Annotated in this window: 13 protein-coding genes; 1 reads left to right on the top strand and 12 read right to left on the bottom strand. The window is 71.1% G+C overall.

The annotated features are described in order from the left end of the window. Positions 1–64: 64 nt before the first annotated feature. The 9 genes from KPL78_RS13705 to KPL78_RS13665 all read right to left on the bottom strand — a co-directional run bounded on the left by KPL78_RS13705 (position 65) and on the right by KPL78_RS13665 (position 8,515). On the bottom strand, positions 65–2,146 hold the full coding sequence (locus KPL78_RS13705; RefSeq protein ID WP_219763515.1) for a prohead protease/major capsid protein fusion protein: 2,082 nt from the start codon (positions 2,144–2,146) through the stop codon (positions 65–67). A 2-nt stretch (positions 2,147–2,148) separates the two neighbouring features. Then, positions 2,149–3,636 carry a phage portal protein gene (locus KPL78_RS13700; protein WP_369412750.1) on the bottom strand — a complete coding sequence of 496 codons (1,488 nt, stop codon included), beginning with the start codon at positions 3,634–3,636 and terminating at the stop codon, positions 2,149–2,151. Continuing rightward, positions 3,633–3,869 carry a phage head-tail joining protein gene (locus tag KPL78_RS13695; protein WP_219763514.1) on the bottom strand — a complete coding sequence of 79 codons (237 nt, stop codon included), beginning with the start codon at positions 3,867–3,869 and terminating at the stop codon, positions 3,633–3,635. The genes KPL78_RS13700 and KPL78_RS13695 overlap by 4 nt, the downstream gene beginning before the upstream one ends. Beyond that, positions 3,869–4,477 carry a hypothetical protein gene (locus KPL78_RS13690; protein ID WP_219763513.1) on the bottom strand — a complete coding sequence of 203 codons (609 nt, stop codon included), beginning with the start codon at positions 4,475–4,477 and terminating at the stop codon, positions 3,869–3,871. Before KPL78_RS13690 ends, KPL78_RS13695 begins: the two co-directional genes overlap by 1 nt. Continuing rightward, positions 4,474–4,827, bottom strand: coding sequence for a hypothetical protein (locus KPL78_RS13685; protein WP_219763512.1), 354 nt, complete (start codon positions 4,825–4,827; stop codon positions 4,474–4,476). The genes KPL78_RS13690 and KPL78_RS13685 overlap by 4 nt, the downstream gene beginning before the upstream one ends. Before the next feature lie 14 nt (positions 4,828–4,841). Next, complete coding sequence (locus KPL78_RS13680) at positions 4,842–6,740, bottom strand: phage terminase large subunit family protein (RefSeq protein WP_219763511.1); 1,899 nt, start codon at positions 6,738–6,740, stop codon at positions 4,842–4,844. 25 nt (positions 6,741–6,765) lie between these two features. Then, positions 6,766–7,281 carry a hypothetical protein gene (locus KPL78_RS13675; protein ID WP_219763510.1) on the bottom strand — a complete coding sequence of 172 codons (516 nt, stop codon included), beginning with the start codon at positions 7,279–7,281 and terminating at the stop codon, positions 6,766–6,768. Positions 7,282–7,371: 90 nt separating this feature from the next. Then, positions 7,372–8,145 (bottom strand): DUF3489 domain-containing protein, encoded by a 774-nt coding sequence (locus tag KPL78_RS13670; protein ID WP_219763509.1) that lies wholly within the window; start codon positions 8,143–8,145, stop codon positions 7,372–7,374. Between the two features lie 133 nt (positions 8,146–8,278). Beyond that, entirely contained in the window at positions 8,279–8,515 is a 237-nt protein-coding gene (locus KPL78_RS13665) for a hypothetical protein (protein ID WP_219763508.1), read from the bottom strand. Between the two features lie 170 nt (positions 8,516–8,685). Between KPL78_RS13665 and KPL78_RS13660 the strand changes: the two genes are divergently transcribed. Next, complete coding sequence (locus KPL78_RS13660) at positions 8,686–9,219, top strand: 4-vinyl reductase (RefSeq protein WP_219763507.1); 534 nt, start codon at positions 8,686–8,688, stop codon at positions 9,217–9,219. Here KPL78_RS13660 and KPL78_RS13655 read toward each other — a convergent pair. The 3 genes from KPL78_RS13655 to KPL78_RS13645 form a co-directional block, all read right to left on the bottom strand. After that, positions 9,196–10,458: a site-specific DNA-methyltransferase gene (locus KPL78_RS13655; RefSeq protein ID WP_219763506.1), complete on the bottom strand. Its 1,263-nt coding sequence runs from the start codon at positions 10,456–10,458 to the stop codon at positions 9,196–9,198. The two genes, KPL78_RS13660 and KPL78_RS13655, sit on opposite strands and share 24 nt — an antisense overlap. Continuing rightward, entirely contained in the window at positions 10,448–11,917 is a 1,470-nt protein-coding gene (locus KPL78_RS13650) for a site-specific DNA-methyltransferase (RefSeq protein ID WP_219763505.1), read from the bottom strand. Before KPL78_RS13650 ends, KPL78_RS13655 begins: the two co-directional genes overlap by 11 nt. Before the next feature lie 333 nt (positions 11,918–12,250). Then, positions 12,251–12,892, bottom strand: coding sequence for a hypothetical protein (locus tag KPL78_RS13645; protein WP_219763504.1), 642 nt, complete (start codon positions 12,890–12,892; stop codon positions 12,251–12,253). Between the last annotated feature and the right edge of the window lie 233 nt (positions 12,893–13,125).

Below are 13,125 nucleotides of genomic sequence, written 5' to 3'. Positions count from 1 at the left end.
GCGCCGGCCGGAGGTCCGGCGGCGCCCTGGCGCGATGCGGATGGAATGGAGGGGAGCGGCGGGATCAGGTGCCCGGGTTGAACCAGGCGCCGCGCCAGTCGATCGCACCGACACCGAAGTCGAAGATGACGCTGACCTCGACACCGTCCGCGCCCTGCACCGGGCCGGTCGTGACCTGCGGCCCCTCGGCGCCGTTCAGGTAGCCGTAGACATAGACCGGTGCGGCGACCGGGTCGGAGAACAGGTACCAGCGGTTCGCCCCGATCAGCGGCTCGATCACCGGCTGCACGAAGCCGGCAAAGACGTTGGCTTTGCCGATCTCGCTCGCCTGCACGACCACCGTCGCCTGCCGCGCGGCGAGCTCGAGGTTGGGCCCGACCAGCAGCCGCATGGTCTGGCCCATCGAGATCGGCAGGCCGTCGAGCGTGCGCTGCTTCATGATGGCGGTGCGGCCGGCGCCGATGGTCGAGGTGTCGAGCACGGTGCCGGTGCTGGCCTTGTTGGCGCGCGCCGCACCGGTGGCGAACACCGGCGCGCTGCCGGTGGTCAGCGTCGGGCCCTCGCCATTGGCCGAGTTCAGCAGGTTGTAGGCGGTGGCGTTCTCGAACTCGGCGACACGGCGGCCGATGGCGGCGGCGAAATCGGTGAAGGCGCCGAGATCGTCGTTGACCAGCATTGGCCGGGTGACGCGGATGCGCCGCGCGAAGGTCTGCAGGAGCACGATCTCCTGGCTCTCGGACATGGTGCCGACCTGGATCTCACCATTCTCGGCGAGCGGCAGCAGGGTCGGGAAGTCGCCGATGCGCAGGTGCCGGTGCGGCTTGAAGTCGCGGAAGTCGCGGCGGAGGAAGATCTGGCGGTAGGTCGGCTGCGCCGGCTGGTAGGCAGCGAGCAGCATCTTGTTGGCAGCGGCCGCCAGCAGCAGCGGGAAGTCCGAGCTGGTGTGGAAGGCCCGCTCGGCGAGCAGCGTCGGGTTGCGCGGCACGCTCCGCTCGCCGCGGGCCCGCAGCAGCTCGCCGATCATGTCGGAGGGACGCCAGCCCATGAACTCGGCATGGCGGCCGGCCCGCCCATTCTCCCCCTGGGGCTGATAGCCGGGCATGGCGCGGGCGGCGAGCGCCTCGGCCATGGCGTCGAGGATCTGCGCCGGGTCGTCGTGGCTCGGGCCGGTCTCCGGGCGGGCGGGAATGGACGGGCGCGGCCCCCGCGCCACCAGGGCGTCGAACAGGGCGCGGCGGGCCTGGTCGCCGGTCCAGCCGGCCGCGATCGCCTCGGCACGGATGGGCGTGATGCGTTCCACGGGCAGCAGGGCGCGGGCGGCCTCGACCGCGGCGTCGATGCCGGCGATGCGCTCGCGCTCGGCGCGCTGGGCCTCGGCACGGACCGCGTCGAGGTCCGGTGCGGCGCGGGTCGGCTCGGGCGTGGTGGTCACAGTCGGCTCCTGGGGCGGGGTGGGCGGCGCGGACGGCGCCGGGGCGGCCGGGGCTTCCGGCGTCGTCTCGGGCATGGGGGTATTCTCGCCAGGCAGGGCGGGTTCGATGGCGATGGCGGGCGCACCCTGCGGCGCCTCGCCACGCACGGATGCGTCCCGGTCGACAGGGACCGGCACGACGGAGATCTCGAAGGGCTCCCAATCCACCGCGCGCTGGATGGTCTCGCCAGTGGCGGCGTCCGGCCGCGGCACATAGCGGTGCACGCGATAGCCGACGCTGACCGCGCGCAGCGTGCCGTCGGCGATGCGCTGCCAGACCGGCTCGACGTCGGCGGCCGTGCTGAATTGCAGTGTGGCATAGCCGCGGCCGCGCTCGAGGCGGGCCGCGGTGACGCGGCCGAGCACGTCGCGCGCGCCGCCGCGGCGATGGGTGTCGAGCACCGGGGCGCGGCCGGAGCGGAGTGCGTCCATGCGTACCGCGTTGGGCGACATCTCCAGCTCCTCGGTGATCAGGCCGAGGGCGGGGACGAAGTTCCGAGCCCGCGCGCCGGTGCTCCACACCACCTCAACGGTCCGTGCAGCGCGGTCGACGGTGGCGGGGGCGGTGATGGCGCGCTGCGCCAGGATCAACTGCCCGGCGGCGGGAAGTCGATCCGGCGCAGCAGCAGGCTCCGGCGCGGGGTCGCCCCCGCCCGGTTCGATGATGTCCGTCATGGTCAGCCCTCTGCTGGGGTCTCGCGCGGCGGTGCCGCAGCGCCGGTGGCGGCGATCTCGACCGCGGCCATCTGCGCGGCGTCCTGCGCCGCGCCGGACTTCGCGACCCGGCGCGGATCGGTGTCGAGCGAGATGCCGGCCTCGTCGAGCAGCGCATTGGCCTCGCGGATCATCTCCACGGCGGCGCGGAAGTCGTAGCCGAAGGCCCCCGCCGCCTCGGGCTGCGGCACGAAGCCGGCGCGCACCTGCGCGATCAGGGCGGTGGTATCCTTGAGCGGATCGATCATCTCATGCGCCGGCGGGACGTGCGACACGCCGTCCGGCATCTCGGCGCCCCACAGACCGAGGAGGGCACCTTGCGAATGGAAGCGCTCGGCGATGGGGCGCACGAGCATCGGGATCAGCATGCCGTACTGCACCTGCTCGCAGAGGCGGCGGAACTCGATCTTGCCGGCGCGCAGCGAGGAGTAGTTCGCCTGGGTGAGGTCGCCGGAGACCTGGTCGTAGGTCAGACCGGCACCGACCGCGGCGGCTTCGAGCGCGCGGCGGGCGAAGGCTGCATGCGATCCGCCGCCCGAGGGGTTCACCACCTCCACGCTGCCCATGCCGCGGCGATACAGGATCATCCCAGGTTCGAAGCTCTCGACCGTCCGGCCCTGCGCATCCCGCAGCAGGCCGGCGGCGGCGCCAGTCAGCGCCTCGTCGCCCTCCTCCGTCACCACGGCGGCGAGGCAGGCCTCGATCTTGGCTTTCATCAGCAGGGCGGCCTCGTAGTCGCCGAGGTCGCGCAGGCGAAGGAGGATGGGCGCGAGCCAGGAGACGTCGCGCAGCTGGCCGGGCCGGCGCTTACGATAGACGTGCAGCACATCATCGGCCGCGATGCGCTCGCTGCCTTGCCAGGTTGCACCCCGGAGAAGCCACGCCGCGCCGGGATGCACGCGATGCAGCCAGTAGCCGACCGGCTCGCCGACCTCACCGAGGGCGATCCCCTGGATGGTCGGCGCGACGTCGACCATGCCGTTGCGCGCCGTGTCGAGGTGATCGCTCTCCAGCACCTGCAGGCGCAGGCCGATCGGATTGGCACGCGATGGCGGCACCATCAGGAAGCGCACGAAGCACTCGCCGCTTTCGACAACGGCACGCATGACAAGCGCCTGAAGACCGTAGAGGTCCAGCCGGCCCTCGGCATCGCAGGCGGTGCTCTCCGCCCAGCGCTGCCAGGCGCGGCTGTGCGCATCGTCGGGCCAGCGGGTGGTGATGCCCGCACCGACCGCATTGCCGGTCCACAGGTCGACGATGCGGCTAGCGTAGGGATCGTTGCGGACAGCGTCGCGCGCGCGGCGTGCCACGGTCGACGCGGCCAGGCCGACCTCGGCATTGGCGCTGCCGCCGGAGGGCGCCCAGGCCGAGGCGCGGTGGTCCTGCGCCGCGGCGTAGCCGCGCAGCACATGCCAGGCACCGCGGAAGCGGCGCGTCATGCGGTCGATCACGCACTGCCTCCGCGGGTGAAGCTCGCCAGCGTGACCGCGGGCCGCCGCGCCGCGCTGTTCTCCGCGCCATGCAGCGCGGCAAGCGCGCGGCCAAGCTCGTCGAGGCTTCGGTACTCCACGGTGCGGCCGTCGAAAGTCACGCGCGTGGTGCCGCCGGTGTAGGCGGCCGCGAGGGTGGCGGCACGGCTGCCGGCCGGCTGCGCCAGCGCCCATGCAAGGACGGTCGGATCCATCACGCCGCCCGCAGCGTCGGCAGCGGCGCCGCTGCGTTGACCAGATAGGACAGCCCGATCGGCGGGTTCGGCATGATCGGCACACCGGCCTGGTGGGTCAGCGCCACGAAGAAGCCGTTCTCACTGCCGCTGGTGCCGCCACCAGCGCCGCCATCCGCCGCGGCCGAGCCGAGCAGCAGCGTGTTGCCGCCGCTGAACGCCTGGGTGCTGGTGCCGCGCACCGTGGGTGCCCCGGAAAAGCAGAACAGCAGCCACCAGATCCCGGTCGGGATCCAGCGCGGTTGTGCAAAGGGGCAGAGAGCATTGCCGGCGGCGGTGGTGTCGGCGTCCGCTACCGGCTCCTCGATGAGGCGCCCGGGATGCCCCGTTCCATCGTCGGCAGCCAAGGCCATGCGCAGGACGCCCGCGGCGCCGGTCGTCACGCTCACCGCCATGGCCGAGAACAGCCCAGGCCGCGCCAGCACGTAGGGCACGCAACAGAGCCGGTTCGCCGTCATCGCGACGGCGCCGCCCACCGCGCGCACATGCTGCGAGGCGTAGAACCGCCCCGAGACGTAGGGCAGCATCGCCGGCGCAGGCGGCAGGTGGTGCTGGAACAGCGCGGTCACGCGAGGGGCCGGATGCCGAGGGTGAGCAGGCGCTCCGCTGCCTGGTTCACCGGCGCGGCGGCGAGGCCGGAGCGCAGCCGCAGCCAGCGCCAGCCGAGCAGCAGTGTCGGCGGCAGGGTGAGCGCCCGGCCGGCAGCGATCGTCAGCACCACCTCGTTGCCGAGATGGTCATAGAGGTCCGCCCAGGCCGCGGGCTCGCCCTCGTCGAGCGAGCCCTGCAGGGTAAGAGGGGCGTCGGTCCAGGCGGCCGGCAACAGGAACAGGCAGACGCCGTAGCCGACGCTGGCGACGGGTCCGCTCAGCGCCTGGCCGGCGGCAATGGTGGTGCGCACCGAGACGATGGCGGTCATGGAGATCTCCAGTGTCAGCGCAGCCAACCGCTGCGTGGCGCGAGCCAGCCGCGCGGGCGATGGGTGTCGGGCGCGACCGGCGGTGGCGACGGCGGCGCGACATTCCCGCCGGCGGGAAGCTCGCTCGGCCGCAGCGGGGCATCGGCGATCTGGTCCCGCAGCTGCTGCCAGAAGCGCTCGCCGTAGCGGTCGGCGCCGAGCAGCCAGAGCGCGGCGCGTGCCAGCACGGCGCAGTCCAGCGCCTCGTTCCGTTCGCGCAGCTTGGCCCATTCCTGCCGGGCAAAGCCGCGGCGATCCTTGGTGGTGCGCAGCTGCTCCGCAACCAGCTGCTTCACCCACTCCGCCTCGATGCCCCGCGGCAGGTGCACCCAGCCGGGCGGGAACTCTTCCGCGTCGCCGCGGCCGAGCCAGAGCCGGCGATATAGATCGGCCTTCCAGGTCGAGACCGACACCGTCCAGAGCTTCAGACCACGGCGGAGCTTGCGGCCATCGACCAGCGCATCGACTGGCGTCGGACCCTGCACCGGCTGCGCCCGGTTCCAGCCGTCCACGCCCTTGGTCGGCGCGATGCGCGGATCCCGCAGGCGCCGGAGATGGCCATAGACCGCCGCGGTGTCCCGGCCACCGGTGTCGACGCAGGCCTTGACGACGCGGAGGGTGCCGCCGCCGGTCCTGGGCCAATCCCTCCCGAGCAGCGTCGCCAGCGCGTCCCAAGGCTCCCGCTCACGCGGACTGCCCGGGATGACAACGTGGTCGACGAGCCAGGAGGTGTACCCCTCGGCCCAACCCCAGACGTCGCACTCCAGGCGGTCGTCCTGCACGTCGACGCCGACGGTGAGGCAGAGGGCCCCGGCCGGCACGACGCCCATCCGGAAGTCCTCGCGCCGCTCGACCAGCCGCTCCCAATCCGGCGCCTCGCCGCGCTCTTGCCAGGTCTCGCCGAGCACGGTGTTCCTGAAGGTCTTGAGGTCCTCGGGCTTGCCCTGGCCTGCCTCCCAATCCCGAGCGACCTGCTCCCAGGAGTACCAGCCGACCGGCGCATAGAGAGAGGAGATGTGGAACCCCACCGTGTGCGGATCCTCGGCGCTGGCGGTCGCCCGCCACGCGCCGCCGGCCAGCATGGCCGTCTTATGGTGCTCCTCGATCGCCTCGTCGCAGGCCTCGCAGTGATAGCGCGCTGAGCGGGGGTCGCCCTTCTCCCAGCGGAGCCGCTCGAACTTCAGCCACTGCATCTCGCCGCAGTGGGGACACGGCACGAAGAATCGCCGCTGGTCGGAGGCGGCGTATTCCCGCTCGATCCGGCTGCGCCCGGCGATCGTCGGCGTCGAGACCAGGAAGGCCTTGCGCCGCCAGCCGAAGGTGCGCGCCCGCGCCTCGGCCAGGGCAATCGGATCGCCCTCGCCCTCGACATCGCCCGGATAGGCGTCGATCTCGTCAAGGAACAGGAAGCGCGCCGTCATCGAGCGCAGCCCGACCGCGCTGTTCGCCCCGGTCAGCACCAGGATGCCGCCGGGGAATTCCTTCGACAGAAGCGTGTTGCCGCTGTCGCGCGCGCGGGCGGGGGCGACGCGCTCCCGGAGGGCTGGTGTCTCCTCCAGCAGCGGGTCGATGCGCTGGCGCGAGAAGCGCTTCGCGAGTTCGACGGTCGGCTGTACCGCCAGCACCGGGGCCGGCACGTGGTGCAGAATGTAGCCGAGCCAGTTGTTCCCGGCCTCGGTGGCGCCGACCTGCGCGCCCTTCATGAAGACCACGCGCCGGGCGGGATGCACCGCCGACAGCGCGTCCATCACCTCGCGCAGATACGGGGTCCGGCTCGTCCGCCAAGGACCGGGTTCCGAGGAGGCGCGGCTGCCGAGGATCCGATGCCGCTCCGCCCATTCCGACACCCTGAGCTGCGGCGGCGGTCGGAGCATCGCCCCGGCGCGCCGGCGCACATGGTCACGCGTCCGGGGACCGATCTCCGCCGATGCCTGTGGGATCGAAGCGATCGGCCGCCTCCGAAAGCAGGTCGGTGATGTGCTGCTGCAGGATGGTCTGCAGCAGGTGCGGGTCGACACCGAGCTCCGCGGCGATCAGCCCCGACACGCGGGCGGGCCAGTTCAGCAGCGCGTCGCGCATCGCGCCGGCGATCTCGTCGATCGTGGCGTTGGCCTCCGCGGCGTCGAGCAGCCGGCGCTTATTCTCGTCCAGCGCCAGCCGCTGCGCTTCCACCTTCAGTGCGAGCTGCGCGACCTTCAGCCGGGCGTAAGGCGTGCCGTCACCGCCGCTGCCCGCAGCAAGCGGCGACCGCACGGGGTCGGCGGTCTCCACCAGGCGGCGGCGGGTCTTGTCGATGTCCCACCGGCCGTCCGGCTCGCGGGCGATCCGGTTGGTCTGCTCGGCCTTGCGCAGCGCCGTCTCGGTGATGCCAATGCGGCGGGCGGCCTCGCGGGTGGAGGGGGTCAGCTCCGGCATGGCGGCGACCTCCCGCCGCTCAAGATGGTCATGACGAAGAAGAGCCCGCTACCCCTCGGCGGCGGGCCCCTTCGCGGAGTTTCGGCGGGCTCAGGCCGGCAGGTGGTAGACCGTGTAGGACCCGCGGGCGCCCTCCTTGTTGGGGCCGACCTGCCGGACCCGCTCCAGCACCTGCACCTCGATCCCCTGGCGCTTCTTCAGGCCCGCGAAGAAGCCCCGAACCGTGTGCTGCTGCCAGCCGGTGGCTTCGCAAATCTGCGCGATGGTGGCGCCCTCCTCGCGGCGGAGCAGGGCGAGCACCTGCTCCTGCTTCGTGCCCTCGCGCGGCTTGCGCCGCGCGCGGGGCGGCTTGCCTGCCAGGGCGACGCGGAGAGCCGCCATCGGCCCGTCGAGGGCGGTGATCATGTCAGTCTCGCGGTTGGCCTCGTCGTCCCAGGCTGCGAGGACCGCGGCGGCGGCATCGCGCAGGCTCGCGCGCGGGGCGGACGTGGGCGCGGCGTGGGCGGGTTCGGCCTCCTCCGCGGGGGCATCTCCCTCCGCGGCGTCCTCCCCGCCCGTGGGCGCTGTGTCGGCCACCGGCGCGGCGGCCTTCGCGTCTCCCTCGTTCGGGTCGATGCCGATGGCGCGCAGCCCCTCGTCGGTGATGCGCGCCACGATCCAGGTCCCGTCCTCATCCTGGCGCCAGCCGAGCCCGACATGCTCCCGCGGGGCGTTGATCTCGGTGAGCAGGTTGGTCTTGATCAGGCTGCGGAACACCGCGTTGCGGGCAGCGGCCGGCAGGGTCTTCGGCGCGCGGGCGAGGCCCATCTCGTGCTGCGCGGCGGCGCTCAGGATCACGCGCTGGGTGTCGGTAAGCTTCGTCATCGTGGTGGTCTCCGGTTTCGGGTGCCGACGATCGGCCCCTACTGCCGGGAGCCCCGCCGGTCCGGGCTCCCATCGCAGCTTGCTGCGATGGGAGCCCGTTGCCGGTCGGGGCCGCAGCGGGTTGTGCCGCGTGCTACTCGGCGAATTCGCCCCGCCTGAAGTAGCAATCCGTCACGCTCGCGAGCCGGCTGTTCCAGTGTTCGAGGGTGGCGGCCTTGCCCCAGAGGACGTCCTCGGGATCCGCCCCGAAGTGGTCCGCGCTCATCTGCTGCAGCTCCGCGATCATCGTGTCGAAGCGGGCCTTCTGCTGCAGGAAGGCCTCGAGGCTCTTCTGCTGGTTGCGCGCGGCGCGGGCTTCGCGGTCGGTCATCGTCGTCTCCGTCTTGGTGCAGGGCATCCCCTGCGCGTGACGGACCATTCGCGCTGTGCCCCGCCCGAGCCAAGCGAGGTGCAGCGTTATCCCATTGCTAAGATTGCGCTTTCCCGATCACATCGCGATCGCCGCCCCGGCCCTTGGGCCCGCGGCCGTCAGGAGAAGCCATGGCCCAGCCGCAAGTTCCCATCGACGTGGATCCCGAGACAGGCATCTGGACGACCGATGGCCTGCCGATGATCTACCTGCCGCGGCATTTCCTGGTGAATATGCAGAAGGGCATCGAGGCCGCCATCGGCCCCGCGGCGTATCGGGAGATCCTCTACGCTTCGAGCGACCTCTCCGCCCTGCAATGGTGCCGGGCAGAGGCCAAGACGCACGGCCTCACGCCGGTCGACACCTTCCGCCATTACCTCAAGCGGCTGTCGCAGCGTGGCTATGGTCAGCTCGACATCACCGCGCTGGACGAGGCCGCCGGGACGGCGACCGTGACCGTGCGGCATTCCGCCTTCGCGCTCGGCTACGGGCCCGAGACAAGGCGGCACGTCTGCTACACATTCGAGGGCAGCTTCGCCGGCGGCATGCGCTATGTGCTGGAGATGGCGGGGCGCGCGGGTGAGCCCGTCTGCCGCGAGGTGGCCTGCGCCGCGGCCGGGCATCCCGAATGCCGGTTTGAGCTACGCTGCGACGCTGTCGTGTGACGCGGCCAAGCCGCGCACAGCGGCGACATCCGCGAAGGTGCGGTCTTCGCCATCCAGGACGGCCGCCTCACCGGTGGCCTCCTGCCAGCGCCGGACGATCACGTCGGCATAGGCCGCGTCGAGCTCGAGCAGCACGGCGCGCCGCCCAGTCCGCTCCGCCGCAATCATCGTCGTGCCGGAGCCGCCGAACGGATCCAGTACCGTGTCGCGCTGCTTGCTGCTGTTGCGGATCGCGCGCTCGACCAGCGCCACCGGCTTCATGGTGGGGTGGAGGTCGTTCCTCGCCGGCTTGTCGAAGTGCCAGACATTTCCCTGGTCGCGCGCGCCGCACCAGTAGTGCTGCGCGCCGGCCTTCCAGCCGTAGAGCATTGCCTCGAACTGCTGGTGGTAGTCGGCGCGGCCGAGGGCGAAGGTGTTCTTCGCCCAGATGATGGTGCTGGACCACTTCCCGCCCGCCTCCTGCCAGGCGCGATGCAGCGTCGGCCACTCGGACGAGGACATGCAGACGTAGCAGGCGCCCTTCGTCACCGAGAGCAGGTTCGCCATCGCGGGGCGGAGGAAGTCGAGGAAGCCGGTGCCCAGCGCATCGTTGGCGATGGTCATTCGGGCCGCGGTGCCGCCCTGGTAGGCGACGTTGTAGGGTGGGTCCGTGAAGGCCATGTCGGCGAGGCGGTCGGCGCCGAGCGCGCGCTGCACGTTGCCGAGCTTCGTGGCGTCGCCGCAGAGGAGGCGATGGTCCCCGCAGCGCCAGAGGTCGCCCGTGCGCATGACCGGCACCGCGGGAGGGGCCGGCGCATCGTCGCCGTCGTCCTCGAGGCCGGCATCCGCGGCGGCCAGCAGCCGGTCGAGCTCCATCCCCGAGAAGCCGAGGACGTCGAGGTCCACCACCGCCTCATCGCGGATGCGGGCGATCTCGGCGGCGAGCAGCGCCTCGTCCCAGCCGGAGTTCAGCGCGATCTGGTTGTCGGCCAGGCGGAGGGCGCGGGCCTGCGCCTCGGTCAGGTGGGCGAGCCGGATCGCCGGCACCGCGGCCATACCGATGCGCTTGGCCGCCATGACCCGGCCGTGGCCCGCGACCAGCACGCCGGTGGCGTCCACCAGCACCGGGTTCACGAAGCCGAACTCGGCGATGGAGGCGGCGATCTGCGCTACCTGCGCTTCGGAGTGCGTGCGGGCGTTCTCGGCGTAAGGGACGAGCGCGGCGACCGGGACGGTGGTGACCGCGAGATCAGGCAGCATCGACCAAGGCCTCCGTCCGCGCTGCGGCGACGGCGTCAAAGTCGCGGCCGTTGTCCGCCAGCATCACTGGCAGGTCGGAATGCAGCATCCGCCAGCGGGCGATCGTCAGGTCGACATAGGCCGGCGCGAGCTCGATGGCGCAGACGCGGCGCCCGGTGCGCTGGCCCGCCAGGATGGTGGTCCCGCTCCCCGAAAAGGGCTCGAACACGAAGTCCCCTTCCTCCGTGTAGGCGCGCATCAGGAACTCGGGCAGCGCGACGGGGAACACTGCCGGGTGCTCGGTCTCGATGCCACGGCCCTTGTGGCGGGTGATGCGCAGCACGCTGTCGGGGATCCGCATCTCCTGCACCGGCAGGCCGATATGGGTGTAGGCCTTTACTTCGCCGTCGGCGGCGCGCAGCCCACTGCCCTTGTTCGGCGTGCCGGCCCACTTGCAGGGGACGATCTTGTTCGGCGCACGGGCCTCGCGGTTGAAGTGGAACAGCAGCTCGAAGGCCGGTGCGAGGCGGCCGTTCCAGTCGCCCGGCAGGCCGGGACCCTGGTCCCAGGCGTACAGCCCGAAGCGTCGCCAGCCGAGCGCGCGCATCCAATCGAGCCAGCCCTGCCAGTAGGACTGCCACTCGCCTTCGCGGTGGATCAGGCCTAGGTTCACCAGCACCTGGCCATCCCCGGTGAGGGTCGCCGGCAGGTGCTGGAACACGCCGCGCATCAACGCGTCCCAATCCGAGACGCCGCCTGTGGTGTAGTCGCGCTGGTTACCGTAGGGCGGGCTGGTGAACAGCAGCACTGCGCGGTCCGCGCCCATGACGCGAGCGACCGTCGCGGCATCCGTGCTGTCGCCGCAGAGCAGGCGGTGCTCGCCGAGCAGCCAGAGGTCGCCCGGCCGGGTGACGGCCTGGCGCGGCGGATCCGGTTCGGCGTTGGCGGGATCATCCTCCGCCCCCTCCTGCTCCGCACCCGCCGCGCCGTCCCCGCCCCCCTGGACCGCGGGCGCCGACAGAGCCTCGGGCGCGTCGCCGTTGGACACGGCCTCTCCAGCCGCCGCGAGGATGTCGTCGAGCTCCGCAGACGAGAAGCCGAGTGCCGCAAGGTCGAGGTCAGGCGCCGCCTGCACCGCCGTGAGCGCCTCCCGCAGCAGCGCCTGGTCCCAGGTTGCGTTCTCCGCGATGCGGTTGTCGGCGAGGCGCAGCGCCTCCTTCTGCGCGGCGGAGAGATGCCGCAACACGATGGTCGGCACCTTCTCGATGCCGAGCGCGAGGGCCGCCTCGAGCCGGCCATGGCCCGCGATCAGCACGCTGGCCTCGTCCACCAGCAGCGGGTTGGTGAAGCCGAAGGCCAGCATGCTGGCCTTGATCTGCTCGATCTGTGCCGCGCCATGCAGCCGCGCGTTGCCGGGATGCGCGCGCAGCTCCGCCACCGGGCGCAGCAGGATCTTCGCTGCCATCCAGGGGAGCGTCATTGGGCCATCCGGGAAGGGGGTGGGGTGCGAACCGTGCGAACCGCGGCTGCGAACCGACGCGACAATGGTTCGCAGCTAAGCGATTGATATTAGAGCCGAAGGGTGCGAACTGCGAACCATGTTTCGGGCCAGGCGCTAGCGATGTTGCGCGCTTCCGCCCCCCGCATACGCCGGGCCCAGGAAGGAACCATCGGCTCGCGAGCCACTGTCTCAGTTAGGCGACGCTGTGGCTCAGGAGCCCGCGCCGCGGTCGCATCTCCAACGAGTATCGAGAACCTACCCAAACCAGATTCCGCTGGGGAGTGCGAAGATGTAGCGGTTGGTAGAATCACCTCAGGTATCGGAGGGGTGGCGCAACTGCTGCAGCAACGCGTCGACGCCCGGCCTACCGGCCTCGAGCAGGTGCCCCTCTGCAAGCCGGAAGGGACAAGAACCCCTCACCCTGTCGAGGATCTGTATGAGGCCTTTGTCCGCTGAGACGACCACATCGGCGTCAAGCAGATAGGTTGCTATTTGAGCATCTCCGGGTGTGCCGTCTGTCACGCGCCGGAACTGTTGGACGTGCTCAAACGCCCACCGAACCCAGAACCGCGGCATCGCTTTGAGGTCGGCATCGATAAACCAGAAGCGGGCCCAAGCAGCGTGATCGGTGCGGATACGATCGAGATCGACCTCGTCAGAAAGCCAGTCGATATACGGGTGTCCCTGCGTCGCCAGGGCCATGGTCGTCGTGGACCATCCAAGGGCTCGCCAAGCCTCTATGCTTCCACCCTTCCACCCTGGAGGTGGATGAATGAACTCAACGAATGTCTTGTCGAGCCGATCAGTCTCTTTCCACGAGGATTGTCGAAAGGCGTCCCTGCGCTCCTGAGCTTGGACCCTGGCTGCCTCCAGGTGCTCATCGCCCAGATCGCGAATGTGTCGTGCCTCGTCATCAGGAGAAAATTGAACGCGATCCCAGAACCCACCCTTCATGCGTGACCAATCGCGTCGGAACCTGTTGGACCAGATCCGATTCGGTGACGGTCGGAGCCAAGCTGGACGAAGCCGTCGGATCTCGCCGAGCAACTCCTGTGCTTCCGAGAATGCCTCTGGCATTAGACGGCGCCATTTCGGGCGTGTCATCGCCCAAGCGAGGCGCCGGCGAACATCTGCATCTCGCGTGCGCAGCCCCTCGTAGACCACGCCAGGGGCGATCAAGATTTCAG

This window comes from Roseomonas alba (genome assembly GCF_019430885.1).
GTDB classification, from domain to species: Bacteria; Pseudomonadota; Alphaproteobacteria; order Acetobacterales; family Acetobacteraceae; genus Neoroseomonas; species Neoroseomonas alba.
Note: the sequence above shows the minus strand (reverse complement) of the source record. Positions and strands in the feature narration are given on the sequence as shown.